Below are 22,860 nucleotides of genomic sequence, written 5' to 3'. Positions count from 1 at the left end.
TGTTGGTCGCGGACGCGGGGTCCCGGACCTGGTCAGTGTGCCGTTCCCGGCGCGGCTCCGATGTGGGCCGTGAGGCGTTGAAGAGTGGTCCATGCCCCGGGGACGGTTCCGTCGCCGAGGGGGTAGTGGAGCGCGGGCCGGGCCTCAGGACCGAGTTGGGTCGGCCGGACGCCGACGGGCGGTCGGCGGGCGTGGGTGAGGCCGACGGCGGCCACGTCGTCGGGCCCCAGGGTGAAGGTGTGGGGGACCGGCGGTTCTTCGAGGTGCGGGGGCGTGGTGAGGTCGTGCCGACCCCGGCGGAGTGACGTGAGCATGGTGGCCAGGCCGTGGTCGGTGACCAGGGTCTCGGCGAGGTTCTCGATCGCTTCGAGCGGAGGGGTCTCGTTCGTGCTGTAGCCGAGGGTGAGTTTGATGTCCTCCTCCACGCCGGTCGCCGTTCGGGTCACCCGTATCGTGGCGATCGCCGGGCGTTCGGGGTGGCCGACGGCGACCATGTGCGTCGGCTCCGGCGCCCGGTCGCGGGCGAGGTCGGTCAACTGGCGCGGTGACCAGGGCAGGCTGACGGGCTCTGCTGTGCCCCAGCCCGCGGGTGAGGCTCCGGTCAGGGCCTTCCAGGCCGTTTCGAGTGCGCGGCCGAGAACCAGGTGCTCGTCCGCGGGACGCACGGTGCGGAATGCCACGACGACCTGGTGTCCGGTGGACGGCGGTACGTCGGCGAACGCCTCGGCCACGGTCGGTCTGCCGTCCTTGGTGAGGGCGGGTGCGAAGGTGCCGTTCTGCCAGCGCAGTACGGCACCGGACAGCCCGTCGTAGTAGCCGCAGCCCGGGTCCTGGACGACCCAGCGATTGGGGATCTGAGCGAGTGAGGTGCGGGCGGGCAGGCTCAGTCGTACGTGGGGCGGGGTGACGATCTGCAGGGCGCGGCCGGATGGGGACGTGGTGCGCAGGACGGCCGAGAGCCATGAGGTCAGGGCGACCACGGGCCGGTCGATCAGGACGACGGCCGTGCTGTCGGTCAGTACGTCCACGGCGGGTTGTCCGTCAGCCGGCGCGGGAACGGTGGAGATGTCGACGACCTCGGTGGTGGCTGCGCCGGGCGGCCAAGTGGTTCCGCCCAGCAGCGAGTTGAGGCGCCCGCATACGGATCCGGCAAGGCGCTCGGCCTCGGGAACAGCGGTGGAGGCGCGGGCCTCGGTCCACCAGAACGGCACGGGGACATCGCTGCCGAGGAGCCGGAGGGCTTCGCCCGGCACCTGTACGAGCACCGGTGCCTCGACGGACACGAGGGGCCGTCCGCCGGGCCCGCGGAGCTGGATGACCGCGCCGTCGGCCGCTGCCGTGATGTCCACCTCGGGGCCGCCCGCGTACAACCCGGCCAGCAGGGCCCAGACATCGGGCATTCCGGGGGTGAGGGCGATGACGTCCTTGGTCATTACTGCTCGGTCTCTTCGTCGGTCAGCGCGGTCTGGATGAGCTGGTGGTGGCGGCCCCGGCGGACGAGGGTGCCGCGTCCGGGTGGCTGAGCTGAGGCGTACAGGCCGGGGAAGAGCTGGCCTTCGGTGCGGTCGCCGGTCATCAGGAGGGCTGCGGAGCCCGTCTCCCGCAGGGTGGTCAGCAGGGGTTCGTAGAGGGCGCGGGAGGACCCGGCGGTGCGGCGGGCGACGACGAGGTGGAGGCCGATGTCCTGGGCGGAGGAGATGTACGGCAGGAAGGGGGCCAGGGGTTGCAGGCCGCCGGTGGTGAGGATGTCGTAGTCGTCGACCAGGATCACGATCCGCGGTCCGCTGAACGAGGGCTCCGTTCCGGCCGCGTCCGGGTCCGCCGTCTCCGGCAGACGCTTCTCCAGCTCGGTGGCGATGCCGGTGGCCAGCGCGGTGGCGAGTCTGGCGTTGTGGGCGTAGCCGCCGCGGTAGGGCTCCGGGACCACACCGCGCAGGCCGCGGCGCGGGTCGAAGACCCCGAAGACCAGTTCGTCGTCGCCGTATCGGTCGACGAGTTGGCGGGCTATCAGTTTCAGCAGGTTGGTCTTGCCGCACTCGTTGTCGCCCAGGATCAGCAGGTGCTGGTCGCTCCCGAAGAGGTCCAGCAGGGACGGGGCCAGGGCGTCCTGGTCGAGGCCGAGCGGCACCCGCCGGGGCTCGGCGACCAGGGACGGCAGCTGTGCCGCGCGCAGCCGGGTCGGCAACACCCTTACAGGAGCGGCGAGTTCGCCGTGCCAGGTGGCGCGGATCGTTCGGGCGGCCTCCTCCAGCGCCGGGCCGAGGTCGCCCGTGGACGAAGACGCGTCGACGCGTGGCAGTGCGACCTGGGCGAACAGCCTGCCGTCGGTCAGGACGCGGCCCGGGGTGTCGGGGGAGAGGGTCTGGGACAGTTTGCGGTCGATGGACGAGTCGGCCGGGTCGTTGAGCCGGAGTTCGACGCGGGTGCCGAACAGGGACTGAGTGGCGATGCGGACGTCGTTCCAGCGCAGCATCCCGGCGACGACGTGGATGCCGTAGCCGCCGCCGCGCTTGAGAAGGTCGGCCACGGCGTCGTCCAGTGCGGCGAACTCGTCGCGCAGCGCGCCGAATCCGTCGATGAGCAGCACGATGTCGGTGGAGCCGAGCTCGGACAGCTGTCCCCTGCCGCGCAGGTGGCGCAGCTGGTCGACGGAGTCGATGCCGTGGGTGCGGAAGACTTCCTCACGCTCGGCGAGCATGGTGGTGACCTCGGCGACGGTCCGGGCGGCCAGCTCTTGGTCGGCGCGCCCGGCGACACCGCCGACGTGCGGCAGTCCCGCCAGGGCCGACAGGCCGCCGCCGACCAGGTCGAGGCCGTAGACGGCGACGTCGTACGGAGTGTGGGTCGTGGCCAGCGACAGCGCGAGAGTGCGCAGGAGAGTGGTCTTGCCCGACTGCGGGCCGCCGATGACCGCCGCGTGACCGCCCGCGACCGTCAGATCCAGCAGCCACCGGCCCTGCCATTGGCTGGCCGGATCGTCGAGAATGCCGAGGGGAACCCGCATCGCCGTCGCTCGCCCGGCGAGTTGCAGACCGCGCTCCGACACCTGCACCGGGCCTGCGGCGGCGTCCAGCGTGATGGCGGCGGGCAGCGGCGGAAGCCAGATCCGCCGCACCGGCGGTGCGGCGGTGGCGAGTTGGCCGACCATCACCGACATCACGGTCGGCCCGGTCTCCCTCTTGGCGGCCGCGGGCTCCTCCGCGACGACCGCATGAGACCTGTCGAGCGTGTTGAAGGTGGGATAGGGCCAGGCGAGGGGCTCGCTCCCCGCGTCCTCCAGGAGCGCCGGGCCGCGGTAGGCGCCGGAGACGTAGCCGGACTTGAACCGTTCGTACGTGGACGTATCGACCTTCAGATAGCCGAAGCCCGGCAACGGCGGCAGGTGGAAGGCGTCGGTGGTGTCCAGGACGGTACGCGACTCGTCGGCGGAGAAGGTGCGCAGGCCCAGCCTGTACGACAGATACGTGTCCAGACCCTTGAGCTTGCCGCCTTCGATGCGCTGGCTGGACAGCAGCAGGTGGACGCCGATGGAGCGGCCGATGCGGCCGATGGACAGGAACAGGTCGATGAAGTCCGGCTTGGCGGTGATCAGTTCACCGAACTCGTCGATGACGACGAACAGGTGGGGCAGTGGTTCCAGGTCGGGGCGCCCGGCGGCGCGCAGCGCGGCGTAGTGGCCGATGTCGGCGACGTTGCCCGCTTCTTTGAGGACCTGCTGGCGGCGCCGGACCTCACCGGCGAGGCTGCTGTGGACGCGTTCGACGAGCCCGGCCTGATTCTCCAGGTTGGTGATCACGCCGGCCACGTGCGGGAGTTCGGTGAACGGGGCGAAGGTGGCGCCGCCTTTGTAGTCGACCAGGACGAGTGCCAGGTCCTCGGGGGAGTGGGTGGCGGTGAGCGCGAGGACCAGGGTGCGCAGCAGTTCGCTCTTGCCGGAGCCGGTCGCGCCCACGCACAGCCCGTGCGGGCCCATGCCGAGTTCGGAGGACTCCTTCAGGTCCAGCAACACCGGCCCATGACCGTCCGTCAGGCCGATCGGGACGCGCAGGAAGTCGCGCTCGCCGCGCGGTGCCCACAGCCGGGACATGTCCAGGGCGGCCGGGTTCTCGATGCCCAGCAGGCCGGGGAAGTCCACCTGTCCGGACACGGGTGTCCCCTCGGCCGCGGACTCCGCCGACAACCTGAGCGGCGCCAGCAGACGCGCGATCCCTTCGGCCCCCGGGGCGCTGACCGCGTCCGACGTTCCGTGGGCGACGGGAGGCGAACGCAGATCCTCGACAGCGATCCGGTCGCCGTCGACGGTGATGCGAATCGTCACCTGATCCGGCTCGTGCACCTGCCGCTCCAGCAGATGCAGCACGGTGACGCCCATGTCCGGCAGGTCGACGGCCGTGTCCGGGCGAGGCAGCTCGGCCGCCGTCTCCCCGTACTCGTCGCTGACGACCAGCAGCCGGCCGGTCAGCCGCAGCGCGTCCCGGTCCGACAGCCCGCGCCGCACCTCCGCCGCGTACGAGGCACGCTGCCGCAGATCCTGGCGGCACAGAGCCGCCAACTGGACGAGGTCGGGCGTGATTCGTCGGGCGGCGACCGGGCCGTCGCGCTCGGACGGATCGAGTACGTGGGGAAGCCATTTGACCCACTCCCACTCGGCCAGACGCTCGCCGGGTATGCCGAGCGCGAGGGCGACATCGTCGGGGGCGTGCGTGACAGCGGTCTGGATCAGCAGTGCGCGGGCGACCCGCAGCACTCCCTCTCGGTCCCCGACGACGCTGACGTTGCCCGCCCGGTCCAGCGGCACGGTGAGCGGGAAGTCCGTCGCCGCGGCGAACCGGTTCCGCAGGGCGCGGGCCTCGTTGAGCATGAACGGGTCGGGCGGGGTCATCACTCCGCCCGTACTGTTCTCCCCGACCACCAGCTCCTGTACCGCCACGCGTCCGGTGCCCACCCTCACGCGCAGGAAGTCCGCGTCCTGGCGGCGCCGCTCCCACAACCGCGCCGGATCCCGGACGAGGTCGTACAGGGCCTCCGGGGGAGGGTTCAGCACCCGTGACTGACGGCGCAGGTCCCGCTCCTCCGTGCCGAACTCCTCACGGAGCTCCTCCAGGTAGTCCAGATACCGCTCGCGCTGGGCGCGGCGGGTGCGCTGGGCCTTGCCCCGCTGGGACAGGAACAGCGCGACCGCGCCCAGGAGCGCGAAGACCAGCACGAGCGCGCCGAGGGCGGCGAACTGGCTGTTGCGGATGACGGTCATCATCACGACGGAGCTGATGACTCCGGCCATGGGCAGCAGCGCGGTCGCCGCGTTGCCCGACTTGCCCTCCGGCAGGTTGGGCGGCGGCTCGATCGTGCGCGGCCGGGCGGGGGCGAGGGGCCGGGTGGAGCGCGCGGGCCGGTGGATGAGGCGCTGGGTCACGGACGGACCCTTTCTTGTACGGGTCCCGAAGTCTGGTGTGTGGTCATCGCACCCTCACCGCACGCTGCATCGCCTCGGCGGCGAGCCGCACCGTGGCGCGACGGGTGGCATCGCCGAGCATGTCGGTGCGTATGGGGCCGCCTCCGGCCAGATGGCGGTCGTACGGGAGCGGTACGACGGTGACTCCCGTCTCCCGCAGATGTGCGGCAGCCGCCTCCGAGTCGAGGATCAGATCAGGTGAGTTGGCGGTGAGGGCGACCACGGTCGAGGCCAGGGCCGAGTGCGGCAGCTGGGCCAGCCAGTCCAGGACCAGCCGAGTGCCGTTCACGCCCTCGGCCGTCGTCGGAGCCACGACCACCCGGGCGTGGGCTGTGTCCATGGCCGTACGCGCCACGTCGCCGGGCAGGCACTCGCAGTCGACCACCGTCACCGCGAAATAGCGCCGCAGCGCCAGCGTGACGGTGCGGTAGGTGCGTACGTCCAGTGGCGCGCCGACGCGTCCCCGGCTCGCGGGCAGCAGCCAGCCGCCGCCGGTCACCGGTACCAAGTAGCCGGTGACCTCGCTGATTTGCATCGAGGGAGTGAGGATCCGTGCCAGATCGGCGCAGGACCAGCGCACCGACTCGGCGCCCATCCGAACGGGGAGGGTGCCGAGGGCGGTATCGGCCTCCAGCGTGAGTACCGGATCGTGCCGGTAGTGGTCGAAGGTCCGGCCCAGCAGGGCGGAGACGGTCGACTTACCCACTCCGCCCCGGATCGACGTCACCGCGATCAACCGTCCCGTGGTGACCGGCTGCTGCAACTCCCTTGCGATCCAGGTCTGTTCGGCCACCTCCTGGGCTGCCGACGCGGTGAGTCTGCGCAGCGAGCGGCCTGTGCGCCGGGCCATGGAGTCGCCGTGCTGGGGGCGGCCCAGGGCGTGGGCGAGGCGCGGGTCGACCGTGGGGACGGACTCCGGGGTGGGCATGGGGACGCGTGGGTCCAGTGGAGCGCGCACCGCGGGCCGCGGATCGGGGGCGGGGCCCGGGGGTCGTGCCGGCGGATCCGGGTGCTGCTCCGATGCCGCGCCGGCGAGGCCGGGCTCCGGTCCGGCGGGAGTCGCGGGACCGGGGGGTACGAGTCGTGGCCGTGGCTCCGCCTGGCGGGCTGGACCATCGGACTGTCCCAACTCGTGCAGTACGTCCCGCTGCCAGTCTCCTTCCTGCGCCATGTACGCCCGCCCCTCAGACGAAGGTGTCGAGCAGTCGCCCGTACACGCCGAACACCCCGAGGAGCAGCGGGAACAGGGCGATCACTCCGACGGACTCGACCGCGTCACCGGCGCGCCTCAGCCGTACGCGCACATGCTCGGCCGGCTGCACCGCGAGCACCGTCAACGGCAGCACCGTGAGCGCGGCGAGAACGGCCAGTGGCCCCGTCGCGGTGGACCGCTCCAGCCACACCGAGATCAGCCGCACGGCGAGCACGGTGCCGGCCGCGAGGAGTGCCACGACCTCGGCGACCAGGGGGAAGGCGCGTGCCCGCATCGCGAGCACCACGGTCGTGACGGCGGCGAGCAGCACTGTCCACACCGAGGGGGACCGCAGCGCGAGCACACCCGCGACGGCCGCCGACACGGCCAACGTGATCGTGGCGAGTGCCAGCCCCCGGTGTGTGGCGGCGAGGGCCGCGGACACCTGATACCTGCTCACCGAGACGCCGCTCGACCGCCGGTCGTCGAGACCGGACAGCCCCGAGGCCATCAGCGCCAGGCGCGGCACCACGCCCAGTACCACCACCGAGACGACCCCGACGAGGGCCCCGGCGCGGGCCTGTTCGGCCGCGGTTCCCGTACCCGACTGCAGCGCCACGGCGGCCTGCCAGCACAGGGTGCATCCGGTCACGGCCGCGGCACCGACCAGCCCGCCGCGTCCCAAGGGCGTGAACCGGCCGAGCAGGAGGAGCGTCACGACGACGGCCACGGCCGCGCCCGTCAGCCGCGTGGTGCCCGACCAGCCGTGGGCGTCGGCCAGCGTCCACGCGCCGAGCACGCCCAGCACGCCGTTGACGGCGATCAGGGTGGTGGCGAGACCGTGCTGCCCGGCACGCCCGAGAAGGGCGCCGGCGAGTGCCGACACCACGGCGACGCAGAGCAGCGCTCCGCCGACGACCGTGTGCGGGTACGCGGTCCGGGCGAAGAGCCCGCCGACCGCAGCCCATCCGACGCTCGCGAGCCCCGCCACGACGCGTCGTGACGCGGGCTGCCAGCGCCAGGCGCGTACACCCAGATCCTCGGCCACCTCGTCGGTGACGTCATGCACCATGGGTGCCGAGGGCGCGTCCTCCGCTCGTACGAGCCGCAGCACGGCGCCGTCCGGGACACCGGCCGACTGCAACGTACTGTCGTGCGCGAGTGCGGCACCGCCCGCGGTCACGAGATGCCGCAGTTCGGGGTTGCCCGCCACCCGGTCGTCCAACAACCGCATGACTTCCGGCAGCAGCAGCCCGACCGGCTCCTGGGACGGCAGTACGAGATCGACCCGCCGTCGCTCCCCGACCAGCGTGACCCGGCTCAACGCCGTTCGCCCAGCGGTCGTCGTGCGACTCGTGGCCCCCGCAGATATCACGCGTTCGAACCTATCACCGAGAAGAAGAGGGAACGGAGGAGGAAGAAGGCTGCGCCGAGGCGCCTGACGAGGGCTGCACGGAACCCCCGTACGGGCTCTTCCCGATCACCCGATGCGACACGAACGACCATCCGACGCATCCGGCGCACAACACGGCCGCGATCACGATCCCCGCGAACACCTTTCCCAGCCGTTCGTCAACCGACCGCCGCTGCCGCTGTGCCCCGAACAGCAGGGCGTCCCTGAGTCGTCGGCGCCGTACCGACACCGACTCCAGCAGTTGGCTGTCATAGTCCTGAGCCGTCATGTCACGTCTCGAACTCGCCGAGCCAGCTACGGTCGAGAAGGTTCTCGGGGAGGTACTCGGACTCCACCTCGACGGGACGCCCGGCGTCGAAGGCGAGGCAGGCGATGGCCAGCGGGGCGAGCGCGACGTCACTGGTGAGGCTCTCGCGGTCCTCTTGCGCCGTCCAGTACTCCTTGTGCAGCTCAACGGCTTGCACGAGTGCTTCGTTGAACTTGTCCGGGTCCTGGCCGATGAACCGGAAGAAGAGGTTGAGCGGCGGATAGAGGACCTTGAGCATCATCGCGCGGTCGACGAACCGGAGGGTGTCGGGGTCGGTCCCGTCGAACGCCGCGATGAGCTTCTCGCCGAGGCCGGGACGCTCCAGCCAGTACGCCTGAAGCGCGTCCACCCAGTCGTAGATGTACTCCTCGAACACGGCGCCCGAGGCGCGCAGCAACTCGATCGGCACATTGCAGAGCTGTGTCATCCGGGCCTGGTCGCGGCAGATGACCGCCAGCCAGAAGGCCTCCAGCCACGTCCCGGCGTTCGCGAAGTGCTGTACCCCGCACGCGGGGATCGTCCGCTTCTTGTGGGCGATCATGCACTCGACCGACGTTCCTTCGGGCGCGGTGGCCGAGGCGAAGAGGGCGGAGCCGACCTGCATGGCGGCCACCCAGGCCTCCCAGGTCTCGCTCTTGTTCGCGGTGGGGTCGTAGAGGCAGTGGAGTTGGGCGGTGCTCAGGGCGCTGCTGAAGGCCATGCCGAAACTGCTCGGGTACCTCTCCAGGCCGTCGATGCTGCTGAGGGTGTCCTCGTTCGCCCACTCCTGCTGCTGCACCGGGTCGGCTCCGGCCTGATACGGAGGGCGGGAGATTTTCGTCGGCATTGACTGCTTCCTCATGAGATGTCGAACTGCTTCATCTGGTACCCAGCGTACTTAGCACCGTTGGACTGTGCCTTGACCAGGACATAGTCGACGTTGTCGGTATTGAGAGCCTGTTCCAGTTGTTTGGCCAGCGCCCGCTCTTTCACGTCGCCGTTCAGACGGGCTCTGTCTTTCATCTTCTGGACGATGGTCTCGAAGTATTCCCTCGTCCCCTGCGTGACCAGATGCCCGCTGTGGCCCTTGCGTACCCCGAGCCCGGCCCTCTCGGACCCCTTGGCCTCGACCACCACATAGCGCCCGTCCGTGGTCCTGTAGACCTGGTCGAACCGGTTGTTTCCGAGTGCTCCGTCGTCAAGGCGCTCGGCACCGGGGTAGTGCTCGGGTATCGCGTGATGTTCGGCGACGTTCTCGCCGAACATCTCGCTCTGACGACTCATGTCGCCGTGCAGAGGCGAATGCGTCGCGTCCGCGTGGGCCATGGCGTCGGCCAGGTCCTGCGTGGGGTGGGCCGCGTACGCCTTCTCCGCGGCCTTCAACCGGTCCTCGGCGGCATGGTCGACGACGATGGCGTTGTGGCGCCTGGCCGCTTGATCGTCCAGGTGCCGCAGGGCGTCCGCGCCCACCGTCGACCTGTGCCCGAGTACGGGGTCGGAATGCAGGTACCTCTCCGCGACGGCCGGTGGCATGTCGCTGGCCGAGATCCACTTGCCTGGGCGGTAGGGGTCGGGGACCAGGTGCGGCAGCCGCTGCCCGTAGCCGCCGTCGGCCTTGGCGTCGTGCCGGTAGCCGTTGGAGCGGAAGTGCTTCTTGAACCAGCCGGGATCGTTGTTGGCGCGCTCCACCTGGCGCTGTGTGATCTCCTTCGGGCTGGGCGGCGGCTCGTGACCGTGCGGTGCCTGCCCGTCGTGCCCTCCGCCCGTGCCGGACCCGGAGCCCCCGTGCTGTGCGGGAACGTGGCCGCCGTCGCCGCCGGCGGCACCGGATCCGTGGCCGCCGCCGGCCGCGTGTCCCTGGTGCTCAGGTGCCGTCGCGTGCTCGCCGACGTGGGTGGCCCCGCCGGCATGCGCGGTCGCGTGGTCCCCGGCCCCGACGAGGCTCGGTTCGCGGTGGGTGAGGTTGTTCTCGAGCATGGCCCGGTCGGCGGCCGACAGCTCGACGTGGGCCGCGGCCTTGGTGCCGTCGGCCTTGATGACGGAACCGTCGTCGAGGTTGAGCCGGGTGCCGTCGGGCCATTCGATGTGATGTCCCACGACGACGGGAACGTTGTCGGCGGTCCTGAGGAGGCTGCCGTCGGGCTGGACCTTGCCTGCGCCGGTGATGATGTCGGTGTACGCGCCGGCCCGGACGTTCTTGAGGCCGGTGAAGAGGTCGGCGACCTTGACCGTGCCGAACTTGGCGGCCTTGCCGATGTAGGTGATCGGGTCGACGAGTCTGCCGGCCTTGCCGAGGACGGAGACGGTACGGGCCACGGCTCCACCCTTGGCAGCGGCTCCCGCGCCGTCGGTGAAGACAGCGGTGAGGACGTTGAAGGTGACGGCGCCGGACGCGCGGGCCGGGTTCTTGCCCCACTGGTCGTAGGCGACGAGTGCCTTGCCGGTCTCCTTCACGGCGTTGCGGGAGTCCCGTAGATAGGCGGGGAGTTTGTCGTCGGGGGCCAGCCAGTAGGCTGCCGCGAGCGGCGTGGTGCTGATGACGATGCCCGTGGCCAGCTTGCCCAGCCCGTCCCAGGCGTGCCCCATGGCGTCCAGGCCGTCGAAACCGACCAGCGTGCCCAGCCCCTTGACGGTGCCCCACACGCCGTCGACGACGAAGCCCTTGCCGAACTCCCAGACCTGGTTGCCGAGCCAGTCCAGCCCGTGGCGCTCCTTCTCGACCGTCTTGCCCCAGGGCAGGTCCTCGGACTGGTCGAGGACATCCGCCGTGAAGCCGTACAGGGACTGGTCCCGGTTCAGCCACCGCTTGGCGGCGCCGTCCTCCATGATCAGTGTGGTGCCGCCGACCAGGGCGGTGATCTTGTTGTGGCAGGTGATCTCGGCTTGCCAGAACGCTGCCGTGGCGGTGTTGACGTCGTGCACCAGATCGTTGTTGAGGGAGACGTTGTCGTCGTCCTCACGCCAGTGATCGTCGCCCGCGATGTCCGCCCGGAACGTGCCGGCCCGCTCCTGGAGGCTCTTGAGCTTGGTCACCAGGGGCCGGATCTCGTCCTGGTAGGCGCTCAGCGCGGCGCCCACCTTCTCCAAGTCGTCAGCGAACGCGTCCGACTTGGTGGCCACGGGAGCGGTGGTGGCGAACAACTGGTCCGCCTCGGGCGCCGCGTAGAACGCCGACAGCCCCTGGAACGTGGAGTGCACGTTCGCCCCGGACACCCGGAAGACGGACGCCTCGGCGCCCAGGACCACCGCGTCCAGGCCCAACTGCTCCACGTCGCCGGTGAACTGGGGGATCCCCGACGGATCTATCAGATCCGCGCTCACTTCGCCCCCTGCTTCCCGCCCGCCCCGGGCAGGTCGATCCGGGGCTCCTTGAGTGCTTCCTGCTGGGCTTGCGCGGCCATCTCCAGGTCACCCGTGAGGTAGTAGTTGGTGGCTGTGGCCGCCCCGTCGATCGAGTTCGAGGTGCGTTCTGCCACGTACATCAGGTCCTTCTGATACGCGTCGAAGAACTCACCGAGCGCCGCCGCCACCGGTCCCTGGGTTCCGCTCTTCTCCACGCCGCCCTGCTCGATGGTCCCCGCCGAACTCGCGGCGCTCGGCACGGTCTTCTCCAGCGCCTTGCCGGTGTTCGACAACCCCTCGGCCGCAGTGGCGGTGTTGGTGAGAACCCCCTTCACCCCCGAGGGGGAGATGTCCCAAGCCGTCACGAAAGCCCCCGAATTCCCGTACGTCGAACGCCGCTGGTCCACGGCGGCCTGGTGCCCATGCCTGCGCCGGTCAGCCGATGTTGTCGACGGCCGCCCGCGCCTTGGCCATGGTCGACTGGGCGGTGCCGTCGTTCTGTTCGAGCGTGGTGCGTACGAGGCGGATGATGTCCCGGACCTCGTTGGCGGCGCGGTTCCAGCGGATTTCCTTGCCGTGGTACTCGTCGGCGACGCCGTCGGCGGTGAAGTCGGCCATGGCGGCCCGCACCGCGCGGTCGCGGTCGCCGAGGACGCGCTCCAACTGGCCGATGACGCCTTGCAGGCTCCCCTGCGCCTCGGTGGAGGCGCCGGTGTCGTACGAGCGCCGGTCCTGGTTCTGTCCCATGGTCGGATTCCCCCTGTGTTTGCTCATCGGGCGCCGAAGCGGGCGGCGTCGAAGTTGGACTGCCCCATGTTCTGCTGGGCGTTGTCCTCCTGCTCCACGTCGCCGGAGCCGAACGCCGTGTCCATACCGCCCTGGCCTCCCAGGATCGCGCCCAGCGATCCGTTCAGCGCGGCCGTGATCTCGTCCGTGTGTGCCTTGAACGAATCGAACGCGGCCTTGCCCGCCCCGTTGAACTTCCCCTCCAACGGCTCCGCCGCCTGGACCAGCGCCTGGATCAGCGTGCCCAGGTCCTCCGTCGAACCGGCCGTGCTCTTGCCGAGATCCGCCAGGGTCGACGACCCCATGTCGAACTTCATTCGCCCGCCCCCGTGTCGATCGCCGTTGCCCAACAGGACAGTTCACTTGTTCGATATCCATGACGTCCTGGTGGGCGGGATGGTTCCCGCGCACCACGCGGGCCTCAAGGTGCGCCGAACATCCTCTCGAATCATGCGTTGCGGACGCAATCGAGTAACGCGTGAAGTGGCCTGATCCGCCCGTGAGTTGTCTCAGCGCACGCCTGATCGACCTGTCGGGTGCCTGACCGACGGTGTGCGGACGGACTGAGGCCGCAGCCGGGGTGCCGGACGGTCGGGTCCGGCGCGGGTGGGGCGACGACACGCGACGCCCGCCGTGAAGCCGTGGGCCGCTGCCCGGGATTCGGCGAGTCGCCGTCCGTGACACCCGTACACCCCTGATCCTGACCTGACGTGCGGCCCCGGACTCCCCGGCCGGGGGCCGCGCGCCCACCGCCGCTCCCGTGCCGCCCCGGAACCTACGGAGAACCATGGACGCCGACAGCAATCACCCCGCGGACGACGGCGCCGAGGACGGCGGTGAGGCCGGGCGGCCCGGCGACCCGGGCGTTCCGGGCGGTTCGGGTCACGGCGGGGGTGGCCACGGCCGTGACCCGGTCCAGGCGCGAGCCGCCGCGCTCCTGCGCCGTCCGAAACTGTGGCTGCTGCCCACCGTGCTGACGGGACTGCTCGCGCTGCTGCTGTCGTTGCTCTACATGGGCGGCATCGTCAACCCGAACCGGCATCTGCACGATCTGCCGATCGGCCTGGTCAACGAGGACACCGGCAAACCGCCTCCGGGGCAGCGGCAGAACGTGGGAACCCAGGTCACCGCGGCCGTCGTCGCGAGCGACACCTCCGGCACGGTCGGCTGGCGCAGACTCACCCGCGCGCAGGCCCAGGACCAACTCTCCTCCGGCAAGATCTACGGCGCCCTGGTCGTGCCCAGGAACTTCACCGACTCCCTGACCGCGCTGACCACGGCGAACGCCAGGGTCCGGCCCACCATGACGGTGCTGACCAACCCCGGTATGGGCAGCCTCGGTTCGTCCCTCGCGAGCCGGATCACCACGGCTGCCGCCCAGCAGGCCTCCACGACCATCGGCAAGGAACTGACGGCGTCGCCCGTGACGGCGAAGGCCGATTCCACCACGCGGCTGCTCCTCGCCGACCCCGTCCAGGTCGTGACCCGGGTCGGACACCCCATCGGCGGACACAGCGGTCTCGGGCTCAGCGCGTTCTACTACACCCTGCTCCTCGTACTGGCCGGGTTCCTGGGCGGCAACCTCATCAGTACGGGCGTCGACACGGCCCTCGGCTACGCCGACAACGAGATCGGCCCCTGGCACACCCGTCGTCCGACCGTACCGATCAGCCGCACCCAGACCCTGCTCCTGAAGATGGTCATGACCGCCGGGATCACCGTGCTCACGGTCTCCCTGGTCATGCTGGCCACCGTCGCGATCCTCGGCATGGACGCCACCCACCTGCCGTTGCTGTGGATCTACTCCTACTGCGCGAGCGTCGCCGTCGGACTGGGCGTCCAGGCGATCAACGCGGCGTTCGGAGGGATCGGCCAGCTCGTGTCGATGTTCGTGTTCATCGTGCTGGGTCTGCCGTCCTCGGGCGCCACCGTGCCGCTCCAGGCGGTCCCCGGGTTCTACCGCTTCCTGTCCGTCTTCGAGCCCATGCGCCAGCTCAGCGACGGGGTGCGCGCCATTCTCTTCTTCGACGCGCGGGCCGACGCCGGCCTCGCCCGTGCCTGGCTCATGATCGGCATCGGCGCGGTGCTCGCCCTCGTCTTCGGCTTCGCGATGACCCGCTACTACGACCGCAAGGGCCTGCACCGTATGACCCCCCAGCCCTTCGCCCACCCCGCCGGATCCGCCTGACCGCCACGCGGAGGCGGGGCGCGGTCACGTACCGCGGACGCCGTCGCGCATCTCCCGTGGGCTCACCCCGAAGCGTCGGCGGAACGCGGTGCTCAGGGCGCTCGCCGACGAGAACCCCGAGGCATAGGCCAGATCGGTGATCGTCAGGTGTTCGCCGTCTCCGCGCCGGAGGCGGTCGCGGACCAGCCGCAGGCGCTCCTCGCGGATCAGGTCGCGGGGCGTGGTCCCCGCGTGCTGCAGGGCCAGTTGGACCTGGCGCAGCGACCAGCCGAGGGCGTGGGCCATGGACGTACCGGTGAGGCCGGGGTCGGCCGCGTTCTCGCGCACGTGGCGGCGGACCACCGTCTCCACCTCCGTCAGATGGCGGGAGCCGTCGGGGCGGTCGTCGCCGGTGGCGAGCATGCACAGCAGCTCCACCACCCGGTCGGACACGGCGTCGAACTGGGAGTCGGTGAGACCGTCGCGCTCGGCGTACAGGCCGTCGAGCATCGAGCGGACGACGCGGCCGAGCCCCCTGTTCAGGTCGAGGCCGCTGGCCAGCGGCGACTTGCGGTTCAGCGGGCCGTCCAGCTCGCGGGCCGGGATCGTGAGGACGAACGCCTGGGTGGAGGTGTCCTGGAGGCACTGGAAAGGCGACCCGAAGGAGACGAGCGTGCCCGTCCCCGGGGTCAGCCGTGCCTCCTGGCCGTCCTGGCGCAGCACGATCCGCCCGGTCAGCGGCAGCAGTAGCCGGTAGTCCCCGTCCGGGTCCTCACGGACCTGCCGCGCCGTCCTGGTGTACTCGATCTCGTCCGAGCGGAACCTGACGAGCTGGTACACCCCGGTGCGCTGACGGACCGTCTCACCGCGGAAGTCGTCGGTACGGCCGTACCGGTAACCCATCCGGGACTGGTACGACCCGACGTGCTCGCTCCAGAAGTCGGCCCGTTCCCTCGGTTCCACCGCACCCGTCGACCGGGTCTCCACCAGGTAGCCTCCCGTGGCCGACGACACCATCAACTCCCGCGTGGGTGAGGGTAGTTACGCGGCGTCAGCCTAGTGCACACACTCGGTGCGCATGGCGGCAACTTCCTTGCGCGCCGGGGCAAGCGCCGAAGCCCCTGCGCGGCTACCGTCATGCGCCGCGCCAACCCGCGCCCCACCCCTCACTCTTCTTGCATCCGCCCCAGCAACGCGTTTCCGTATACGAGGACTTGAGGCCCATGACCGAACGGATTCCGGCGGAGGCCGCGTCCTGGTGCCTGGCCGCCGGCCTGCTCGCCGTCACCGTGCTGCTGCTGCGCCAGCGCGGGATCAGCAAACGGGCACGCCGACGGGCCGCCGTGCTCGCGGAGGACCTGCGAGCACGCGACGAGGAGGTGCGACGCCTGGCCGAGGTCCGTCTGCCCGCCCTGGAGGACGCCCCGCACCAGCACGTTCCCACGGGAGTCCCGGTCGCCGGCGCGCCGGACGGCCGACTGGCCGACACGGAATTCGCGAAACACCTCGACACCGTCCTCGAACGCGTCTCGGAAGCGGCGCGGCACGCGCAGGCACGTGCCGACCAGTCCGCGAAGGCCTCGCTGAAGGCGTCGATGCGTTCGATCCAGGCCCTCGCCAACGAGCAGCAGGTGTCCATCGCGGAGATGCAGGACCGGCACGACCACCCCGACGTCCTGCGCGACCTTCTCGAAATCGACCACACCAACGCGCAGTTCGGCCGTCGCGCGCAGGCGATCGCCGTCCTGTGCGGGGCCTGGCCCGGACGCCGACGCAGCACCTCCGCGCTGACCGAGGTGGTGCGTGGCGCGACCTCGCGCGTCCGCGACTACCGGCGCGTCCGCGTCTACGGAGAGGTCGACATCGCCGTCGAGAGCCGCGCCGTCGAGCCGGTGGTCCTCGCCGTCGCCGAACTGCTGGACAACGCGGCACGCCACTCGCAGCCCGACACCACCGTCGAGGTCACCGTCCAGTCGGCGCACAACGGCGCCTGCGTGGTCATCGACGACGCCGGTGTCGGTATGGACGACCAGGCGACCGGGCGGGCCGCCGCGCTGCTGACCGGCCGCGACCCGGTGGACGTGACCCGGCTCGGCGATCCGCCGCAGTTCGGCTTCGCCGCCATCGGCGTACTCGCCGCGCGGTACGGGTTCGGGGTCTCCGTGGACACGCGTTCCCCGTACGGCGGTGTCCGCGCCGTGGTGTTCCTTCCGGCGGCGCTGCTCACTCATCTGGCCCCGGCGCCGGAGGTGCCGTCGCGGGCCGGGTCCTCGCGGACCGCGGGGTGGCCGGTGGGTGAGGCGGGTCCGCCGGGCCCGGGGTTCGTGGCGCCGCGGCCCACGCGTCGGGCGGCCGAGCCCGTCGAGGCGACGACGGCCGGCGGCCTGCCGAAGCGCCGGCGCCGCGATCCCCGGCAGGCGGCCCCCGCAGGACAGCCCGCCGCCGTGCCCGCCGAGGACGTCAGCGCGCGGTCGGCCGAGGAGAACGCCCGCCGCATGGGCGCGTTCGCCCGCGGCACCCGTTTCGGCCGCGCGGAACGGGACACCACCGGAACCCCGGTGGCCCCGCGACCGCCCGACGCCCCGGGAAGCCCGGAAGCCCTCGCGCCGACCGGTGCCTCGCCGACGTCCGCGGGTGCCCCCGAGAAGCGGGCGGACGCCCTGGCGACGCCGACGCGCGCCCCGGTGCCGTCGACACCGGCCCCGGTGCCGACGACGGGCGCCTCCGTGCCGACGACGGGTGCTTCCGTGACGGCGGCGGCGGCGGACGGCTCGGTGACGGCGGCGGATGCCCTCGCGGTGAGGGCAGAACTCCCCCTGATGTCCGCGGGCGCACCCGTGACCTCGTACGAAACACCCCACTCGATCGAAGGGAGCACACCGGGATGACCGTGCCCATGACCAACGAGCTGGGGTGGATGCTCGACGAGGTGCTGAAGGTGCCGGAAGCGCGGCACGCGATCCTGCTGTCCGCCGACGGCATGCTCCGCGCGTACTCCGCGGACATCGACCGGGACGACGCCGAGCGCCTGGCCGCGGGTCTGTCCGGTGTGCAGTCGATCAGCCGCAGCACCGCCGAGTTCTGCGGCAGCCCGGACACACCGTGGCGGCAGACCCTGATCGAGTTCACGCACGGGTACGTCTTCCTCGTGGCGGCGGGCGAGGGCACCCATCTCGCGGTGTCCACCACCGAGGACGTCGACATGGAGGCGGTCACCTACCGCATGCACAAGCTGGTCGACCGGCTCGGCAAGGAACTGACCAGTCCGGCCCGGCGGGACACCGGCAGCCCGGCATGACGCCGCCCGGAGGCCGTCCCGGGGAGCGCCTGGTGCGGTCGTACGTCGTCACCGGAGGCCGCTCGCATCCGTCGCGCAACACCCTCGACCTCGTCACCCTGCTGATCGCCGCGCCCGGCCCGCCGCTCACCGGACTGAGCCCCGAGAAACGGCGGCTGATGGAGCTGTGCCGGCCCGGGGCGCTGTCGCTGGCCGAGGTGGCGGGCCATCTGGAGCTGCCCGTCAGCGTCACCAAGGTGCTGGTCGCCGACCTGATGGACAGCGGTCACCTCGTCACCCGTGCACCGATCCCCTCCGCCGGGCCGTCCGACACGGGCATCCTCCAGGAGGTGCTCGATGGACTCCGCTCCCGGCTCTGAGGGCAGGTATCTGCCCGACGGTGTGCGGACCGCGGTGAAGCTGCTCGTCGTGGGCCACTTCGCGGTCGGCAAGACCACGTTCGTCGACGCGCTGTCCGAGATACGGCCGCTGCGCACCGAGGAGATCATGACTCAGGCAGGCGCGATCGTCGACGACTTGGCGGGTGCGCGGGACAAGACCACCACCACGGTCGCCCTCGACTTCGGCCGTCTCACCCTCAACGACTCCCTGGTCCTCTACCTGTTCGGAGCCCCGGGGCAACGGCGCTTCACCGGGCTCTGGCAGGACATGACGCGCGGCGCGCTCGGGGCACTCGTTCTCGCCGACACCCGCCGCCTGGACCGGTCCTTCGAAGTCATGGGAGTTCTGGAGGAGTTGGGGCTCCCGTACGCCGTGGCCCTGAACGACTTCGACGACGGCCCGGAGCACGGCCTGGACGAGGTGCGTGAGGCACTCGACCTGCTGCCCTCCACCCCGCTGCTGCGCTGCGACGCCCGCGACCGGGTCTCCGCCACCGAGACACTGATCGCCCTCGTCGCCCACCTGCTGACCCGCAACGGCGAACTGGAGCACGCGTGAGCGCCGTACCGCCCCCCGGCTGCCCGGCCCACCAGTCCCTGTACGGGCCGGAGTTCGCCGCCGATCCCGCCACGGTCTACCGGCGTCTGCGGGAATCCGGACCGACCGCACCCGTCGAACTCGCGCCCGGTGTCCGGGCCACCCTGGTCACCGGGTACGACGCAGCCCTGCACGTCCTGCGCAGTCCGGAGACCTTCGCCAAGGACCCGCGGCACTGGAGGGACCTGGCCGACGGCACCGTCCCGATGGACAGCCCGGTCGTCCCGATGATGATGTACCGGCCCAACGCCCTGTTCACCGACGGCGAGCAGCACGGCCGGCTGCGCGGTGCCATCAGCGACAGCCTCGCCCGCGTCGAGTCCGGCACGCTGCGCGGATACGCCGAGCGCAGCGCCGACACCCTCATCGACCGGTTCGCTCCGCTCGGGACGGCTGATCTGCTCGGCGAGTACGCCCAGGTACTGCCGCTGCTCGTCTTCAACCATCTCTTCGGCTGCCCCGTCGGCCACGGCGTCCGGCTGGTCGAGGGCATGTCCGGGATCTTCGACGGGGTGGACGCCGAGAGGGCGAACGAACTGCTCACCACCACCCTGCTCGACCTGGTCGGACTGAAGCGGCGGCGGCCCGCACCGGACGTGACGTCCTGGCTGATGGAGCACCCCGCCGCGCTGACCGACGAGGAGATGGTCCACACCCTCGTCGTGCTGATGGGCGCCGGCACCGAACCGCAGCAGAACCTGATCGCGAACAGCCTGCGCCTGCTGCTGTCCGACGACCGTTTCGCGGGCGATCTGTCCGGCGGCACCCTGCCGGTCGAGGACGCCCTCGACGAGGTGCTCTGGACCGACCCGCCGATCGCCAACTACGCCGTCCACTACCCGCGGCACGACGTCGTGTACGAGGGAACGCTGCTGCGCGCGGGCGATCCGCTGGTGGTGAGTCTGGCCGCCGCGAACACCGATCCCGCGCTGACGAGCGGCCGACGCACCGGCAACCGGGCCCATCTGGCGTGGAGCGCGGGCCCGCACACCTGTCCGGCGCAGGGTCCGGCGCGGCTGATCGCGGCCGTCGCGGTCGAGAAACTCCTGGACCGGGTCTCCGACATCGAACTGACGGTGCCCGTCGAGGAGTTGCAGTGGCGCCCCGGCCCGTTCCACCGCGCGCTCGCCGCGCTGCCGGTGCGGTTCCCGGCCGCCCCGACTGTCGGACGGTCCGGTGACGGGCCTTCCGCGGACGGGCCATCCGGGGGCGGCCGGCGGACCCCGGAGACGGCCTCGCGGCCGTCCCCCGTGGACGAGTCCCGGGCCGCCGCGCCCGAGCCTTCGAGGAGCGGATGGGCACGCCGGACGGCTGCCTGGTGGCGCGGGGAGTGACCTGCTCCCGGGCTCCGGGGGGCGGCTTGAGCACGGTCCCGTCACCCCGAGGCGTGTCCGGTGCCGGGCGCTTTCGGTGCCGGCTTCCCCGCGCGTGCAGGCAAGTCGGCGGGGTCCGGCACCGGACCGACGGTCTCAGGCGGGCTCGCGGCGCAGCAGCCGCCTGCGCGGCTTCTGGTCGGGGAGCCAGCCGAAGGCGAGGCAGCTGCCGACGGCGCCGAGGAGCAGTCCGACGAAGAAGCCGCCCAGGTTGGAGGTGAGCCACGTGCCCAGGGACAGCAGGATGCCCAGCAGGGAGTAGAACAGGCGCTGGGCGGGGTTGAAGAGGATGAGCAGGCCGCACAGCAGCATTACGGCGGGGAGCAGATAGCCCGCCAGGCCCTGCATCCCGATGTGCAGGACGACTTTCAGCGACGCCTTCTCGGTGAGGAGGATCTCCGCTCCCGCCAGGGTGAGCAGCAGCCCGCCCCAGAAGGGGCGGTGCGCGCGCCACTGCCGGAACCTGGCCCTCGGGCCGGGGGAGTCGTCCGGATGTGGTTCGGCGCTCATCAGCAACCCTGGTCGCTGAAGCGGAGCTTGAGGCCGGGAAGCTTGAACACCGCCGCCGTGGTGGCGTAGTTGGTCTGGCGCAGATTCGCGATGCGCACGGTGTCGGCCTGCTGGCTGAACACGCCCTTGGGGCCCTGGACCCCGGCCTTGTCGAGGGTGCTGGCGTCGTTGCCGATCTCGATGTTGCCGAAGGAGGCGTCGCCGGACAGTTCCGTGGAGTCGGTGGTCAGGTGGCTCGCCTCCACCTTGTTCGCTCCGCTGCCCGCCGTGATGAGCAGGTTCGTGCCGCCGAGGTCGACGCTCTGGCACAGGTGGTCCAGGGTCGCGCTCTTGATCGCCGAGGTGACGATGAGGACCTGGCCGCCCGTGTCGCCGGCGTTGGGGCTGTCGTCCGCCATGTTGTCGAGCCCGCCGAACTGCTCGAAACCGGTGCCGTTCAGTTCGGTCGCGGTGACGGTGAACGGCATGCCGGAGATGGCGAACTGGACGCCGAGGGCGCCCTGGGCGGTGAGGATCATCAGCCCGGCGGCGACCGCGGTGGCCGGGACCGCCATCACGGCGGCGCGGCGGAGACGGACCCGGCCGCGTCTGACCTGTCCGTCGGCGGCCGAACCGCTTTCCGGGGTCTCGGGCGTGGAACCGTTGGACGCCGTGGCGTCCGGGGACGAGGCCATGTCTGCTCCCTGGGCACGTTCGATGCGGGTGTCGATGCGGGTTGGGCTCCAGTGGCGCGCTGTCCTGGCGCGGACAACGACTGCGGCGCACGCCTCCTCGCGCCTCCCGGCGGTTGCAAGGGCTTTCTCGTTACGCAGCAGTAGCCGTCGAGGAAGTTACCGGGGGTTACAGACACGGGTCAAGGCGCCTGTGGGAAAAGCGTGCCCGTTGTGATCCACCTGTGAACACGGGTCGGTGAAAGCACTGCGCTGACCTTCAACTTCCCTTCTACGCCTTGACGTTGACCATCCATCAGGTCTACAACTCTCCCTGTTTCCCCGGATCCGTGGCGCCGGATCCGTCGGTCGACGCGCCCGTCACCTCCCGGACTCCGCTCTGCGCGGGGCGGTCATGGCGTGTACCGGAGCGGCCCTGGCACGTACGCCGAAGCGGCGTGCCCTCTCGGTCCTTCCCAGTTCCCGTGGCACCGGTGCGGTCGCCTTCCCCCCGAGGGCCGCACCGGTCGCCCGGCTGTCGCTGCCGGCCCGTGACGTACGGAGAAGGCGTCACGGACCGGCGGCGGTCTCTCCTCGCACCACTCCCGCGGCGCGCACCGGCGTCCGCATCGGCCGTCGCGCGCGGCCCGTTCCGTCCAACCGCGCCACCCTCTCGACCCGCACCCCCGCGCCCCGGCGCGGTCAGGCACCCACACCCCCATCGGAGAAGAGGCACCCCCCATGCGTACTCGTTCCCTGCTCGCCCTCGTCGGCGTCGTCGCGGCCCTTTCGGCGTCCGCCGCCGTCCCCGCCTCCGCGGACGACGTCCCGGTGCTCACCACCGGCAGCACCGCCGGAACCCCCGTCGCCGTCGGCGACGTCCTCGTCGCCTCGCTGGCGAGCGGCACCAACGCCACGCTCTATTCCAGCGCCACCGGCACGAGCGGCGTCTCGTGTTCCGCGTCGACCTTCACCGCGTCCGCCGTCGACAACCCGGCGGCCCCCGGCACGGCCACCGAGTCGGTCACCGGGCAGACCTTCGACAGCAGCTCGTGCAGCAGCAACGTCGTCGGTGTCCTCGGTGTCACCAGCATCACGGTCGACAACCTGCCGTACACCACGGCGGTGGGCTCCGACGGAAGCGTCACGGTCACCCCGGCCGCCGGTTCCACCATCCAGACCACGGTCAAGCTGCGCTCCCTGCTCGGCACCCTGACCTGTGTCTACCGGGCGGCGAGCCTGACCGGCACGGCGAGCAACGCCGACACCGGTATCACCTTCACCAACCAGCAGTTCACCAAGTTCTCCGGCTCGTCCCTGTGCTTCAGCAGCGGCTACTTCACCGCGAAGTACGCCCCCGTCAACGACACCAGCCAGCCGGACAGCCCGGTGGTCTACGTCAACTGACGCCC

Annotated in this window: 19 protein-coding genes and 1 pseudogene; 7 read left to right on the top strand and 13 right to left on the bottom strand. The window is 71.2% G+C overall.

Translation table 11 applies throughout. The annotated features are described in order from the left end of the window. Positions 1-32: 32 nt before the first annotated feature. The 10 genes from OHT01_RS10435 to OHT01_RS10390 form a co-directional block, all read right to left on the bottom strand. A complete protein-coding gene (locus OHT01_RS10435; RefSeq protein WP_328552863.1) occupies positions 33-1,433 on the bottom strand; it encodes a DUF6177 family protein in 1,401 nt (466 codons plus the stop codon). After that, entirely contained in the window at positions 1,433-5,413 is a 3,981-nt protein-coding gene (eccCa, locus tag OHT01_RS10430; protein ID WP_328552862.1) for a type VII secretion protein EccCa, read from the bottom strand. Before eccCa ends, OHT01_RS10435 begins: the two co-directional genes overlap by 1 nt. Positions 5,414-5,456: 43 nt before the next feature. After that, entirely contained in the window at positions 5,457-6,623 is a 1,167-nt protein-coding gene (locus OHT01_RS10425) for a hypothetical protein (protein ID WP_443043379.1), read from the bottom strand. A gap of 13 nt (positions 6,624-6,636) precedes the next feature. Then, positions 6,637-7,968 (bottom strand): type VII secretion integral membrane protein EccD, encoded by a 1,332-nt coding sequence (eccD, locus tag OHT01_RS10420; RefSeq protein ID WP_328552860.1) that lies wholly within the window; start codon positions 7,966-7,968, stop codon positions 6,637-6,639. 64 nt (positions 7,969-8,032) lie between these two features. After that, complete coding sequence (locus tag OHT01_RS10415) at positions 8,033-8,326, bottom strand: hypothetical protein (protein ID WP_328552859.1); 294 nt, start codon at positions 8,324-8,326, stop codon at positions 8,033-8,035. Between the two features lies 1 nt (position 8,327). Then, on the bottom strand, positions 8,328-9,191 hold the full coding sequence (locus OHT01_RS10410; RefSeq protein ID WP_328552858.1) for an immunity 49 family protein: 864 nt from the start codon (positions 9,189-9,191) through the stop codon (positions 8,328-8,330). Positions 9,192-9,202: 11 nt separating this feature from the next. Next, positions 9,203-11,665: a hypothetical protein gene (locus OHT01_RS10405; protein WP_328552857.1), complete on the bottom strand. Its 2,463-nt coding sequence runs from the start codon at positions 11,663-11,665 to the stop codon at positions 9,203-9,205. Beyond that, positions 11,662-12,051, bottom strand: a complete 390-nt coding sequence (locus OHT01_RS10400; protein ID WP_328552856.1) for a DUF6507 family protein — start codon at positions 12,049-12,051, stop codon at positions 11,662-11,664. The genes OHT01_RS10405 and OHT01_RS10400 overlap by 4 nt, the downstream gene beginning before the upstream one ends. A 70-nt stretch (positions 12,052-12,121) precedes the next feature. Then, positions 12,122-12,433, bottom strand: a complete 312-nt coding sequence (locus OHT01_RS10395; RefSeq protein ID WP_328552855.1) for a pore-forming ESAT-6 family protein — start codon at positions 12,431-12,433, stop codon at positions 12,122-12,124. 23 nt (positions 12,434-12,456) lie between these two features. Then, the gene (locus OHT01_RS10390; RefSeq protein ID WP_328552854.1) at positions 12,457-12,789 is read right to left on the bottom strand and encodes a hypothetical protein; all 333 of its coding nucleotides are present in this window, start codon (positions 12,787-12,789) and stop codon (positions 12,457-12,459) included. A 470-nt stretch (positions 12,790-13,259) separates the two neighbouring features. On the opposite strand from OHT01_RS10390, the gene OHT01_RS10385 reads away from it, so the two are divergent. Next, positions 13,260-14,660 carry a YhgE/Pip domain-containing protein gene (locus OHT01_RS10385; RefSeq protein ID WP_328552853.1) on the top strand — a complete coding sequence of 467 codons (1,401 nt, stop codon included), beginning with the start codon at positions 13,260-13,262 and terminating at the stop codon, positions 14,658-14,660. Between the two features lie 24 nt (positions 14,661-14,684). Here OHT01_RS10385 and OHT01_RS10380 read toward each other — a convergent pair whose 3' ends face one another. After that, positions 14,685-15,656: a helix-turn-helix domain-containing protein gene (locus OHT01_RS10380; protein ID WP_328552852.1), complete on the bottom strand. Its 972-nt coding sequence runs from the start codon at positions 15,654-15,656 to the stop codon at positions 14,685-14,687. Between the two features lie 206 nt (positions 15,657-15,862). On the opposite strand from OHT01_RS10380, the pseudogene OHT01_RS10375 reads away from it, so the two are divergent. The 5 genes and pseudogenes from OHT01_RS10375 to OHT01_RS10355 form a co-directional block, all read left to right on the top strand. Beyond that, positions 15,863-17,185 (top strand): annotated as a pseudogene (locus tag OHT01_RS10375) (ATP-binding protein); the annotation flags it as partial. A gap of 338 nt (positions 17,186-17,523) precedes the next feature. Continuing rightward, positions 17,524-17,937 carry a roadblock/LC7 domain-containing protein gene (locus OHT01_RS10370; protein ID WP_328552851.1) on the top strand — a complete coding sequence of 138 codons (414 nt, stop codon included), beginning with the start codon at positions 17,524-17,526 and terminating at the stop codon, positions 17,935-17,937. Next, the gene (locus OHT01_RS10365) at positions 17,934-18,296 is read left to right on the top strand and encodes a DUF742 domain-containing protein (protein WP_328552850.1); all 363 of its coding nucleotides are present in this window, start codon (positions 17,934-17,936) and stop codon (positions 18,294-18,296) included. Before OHT01_RS10370 ends, OHT01_RS10365 begins: the two co-directional genes overlap by 4 nt. After that, positions 18,274-18,876, top strand: a complete 603-nt coding sequence (locus tag OHT01_RS10360) for a GTP-binding protein (protein ID WP_328552849.1) — start codon at positions 18,274-18,276, stop codon at positions 18,874-18,876. The genes OHT01_RS10365 and OHT01_RS10360 overlap by 23 nt, the downstream gene beginning before the upstream one ends. Next, positions 18,873-20,249 (top strand): cytochrome P450, encoded by a 1,377-nt coding sequence (locus tag OHT01_RS10355; RefSeq protein ID WP_328552848.1) that lies wholly within the window; start codon positions 18,873-18,875, stop codon positions 20,247-20,249. The genes OHT01_RS10360 and OHT01_RS10355 overlap by 4 nt, the downstream gene beginning before the upstream one ends. 135 nt (positions 20,250-20,384) lie before the next feature. Here OHT01_RS10355 and OHT01_RS10350 read toward each other — a convergent pair whose 3' ends face one another. Further along, positions 20,385-20,798: a DUF6114 domain-containing protein gene (locus tag OHT01_RS10350; RefSeq protein WP_328552847.1), complete on the bottom strand. Its 414-nt coding sequence runs from the start codon at positions 20,796-20,798 to the stop codon at positions 20,385-20,387. Further along, positions 20,798-21,472 (bottom strand): DUF6230 family protein, encoded by a 675-nt coding sequence (locus tag OHT01_RS10345; RefSeq protein ID WP_328552846.1) that lies wholly within the window; start codon positions 21,470-21,472, stop codon positions 20,798-20,800. Before OHT01_RS10345 ends, OHT01_RS10350 begins: the two co-directional genes overlap by 1 nt. A gap of 717 nt (positions 21,473-22,189) precedes the next feature. Between OHT01_RS10345 and OHT01_RS10340 the strand changes: the two genes are divergently transcribed. Continuing rightward, complete coding sequence (locus tag OHT01_RS10340) at positions 22,190-22,855, top strand: Tat pathway signal sequence domain protein (RefSeq protein ID WP_328552845.1); 666 nt, start codon at positions 22,190-22,192, stop codon at positions 22,853-22,855. Positions 22,856-22,860: the final 5 nt, after the last annotated feature.

It is taken from the genome of Streptomyces sp. NBC_00358, assembly GCF_036099295.1.
Taxonomy (GTDB): Bacteria; Actinomycetota; Actinomycetes; order Streptomycetales; family Streptomycetaceae; genus Streptomyces.
The sequence above is the reverse complement of the archived record's forward strand: the minus strand, read 5'-3'. Positions and strand labels throughout refer to the sequence as shown.

What these genes read in the sequence shown, in the direction of transcription:
- OHT01_RS10380 (WP_328552852.1), bottom strand. Translation starts at nt 15,656, where the DNA reads ATGGTGTCGTCGGCCACGGGAGGCTACCTGGTGGAGACCCGGTCGACG.
- OHT01_RS10365 (WP_328552850.1), top strand. Translation starts at nt 17,934, where the DNA reads ATGACGCCGCCCGGAGGCCGTCCCGGGGAGCGCCTGGTGCGGTCGTAC.
- OHT01_RS10395 (WP_328552855.1), bottom strand. Translation starts at nt 12,433, where the DNA reads ATGGGACAGAACCAGGACCGGCGCTCGTACGACACCGGCGCCTCCACC.
- OHT01_RS10390 (WP_328552854.1), bottom strand. Translation starts at nt 12,789, where the DNA reads ATGAAGTTCGACATGGGGTCGTCGACCCTGGCGGATCTCGGCAAGAGC.
- OHT01_RS10435 (WP_328552863.1), bottom strand. Translation starts at nt 1,433, where the DNA reads ATGACCAAGGACGTCATCGCCCTCACCCCCGGAATGCCCGATGTCTGG.
- OHT01_RS10360 (WP_328552849.1), top strand. Translation starts at nt 18,274, where the DNA reads ATGGACTCCGCTCCCGGCTCTGAGGGCAGGTATCTGCCCGACGGTGTG.
- OHT01_RS10415 (WP_328552859.1), bottom strand. Translation starts at nt 8,326, where the DNA reads ATGACGGCTCAGGACTATGACAGCCAACTGCTGGAGTCGGTGTCGGTA.
- OHT01_RS10350 (WP_328552847.1), bottom strand. Translation starts at nt 20,798, where the DNA reads ATGAGCGCCGAACCACATCCGGACGACTCCCCCGGCCCGAGGGCCAGG.
- OHT01_RS10425 (WP_443043379.1), bottom strand. Translation starts at nt 6,623, where the DNA reads ATGGCGCAGGAAGGAGACTGGCAGCGGGACGTACTGCACGAGTTGGGA.
- OHT01_RS10345 (WP_328552846.1), bottom strand. Translation starts at nt 21,472, where the DNA reads ATGGCCTCGTCCCCGGACGCCACGGCGTCCAACGGTTCCACGCCCGAG.
- OHT01_RS10340 (WP_328552845.1), top strand. Translation starts at nt 22,190, where the DNA reads ATGCGTACTCGTTCCCTGCTCGCCCTCGTCGGCGTCGTCGCGGCCCTT.
- OHT01_RS10385 (WP_328552853.1), top strand. Translation starts at nt 13,260, where the DNA reads ATGGACGCCGACAGCAATCACCCCGCGGACGACGGCGCCGAGGACGGC.
- OHT01_RS10370 (WP_328552851.1), top strand. Translation starts at nt 17,524, where the DNA reads ATGACCGTGCCCATGACCAACGAGCTGGGGTGGATGCTCGACGAGGTG.
- OHT01_RS10410 (WP_328552858.1), bottom strand. Translation starts at nt 9,191, where the DNA reads ATGCCGACGAAAATCTCCCGCCCTCCGTATCAGGCCGGAGCCGACCCG.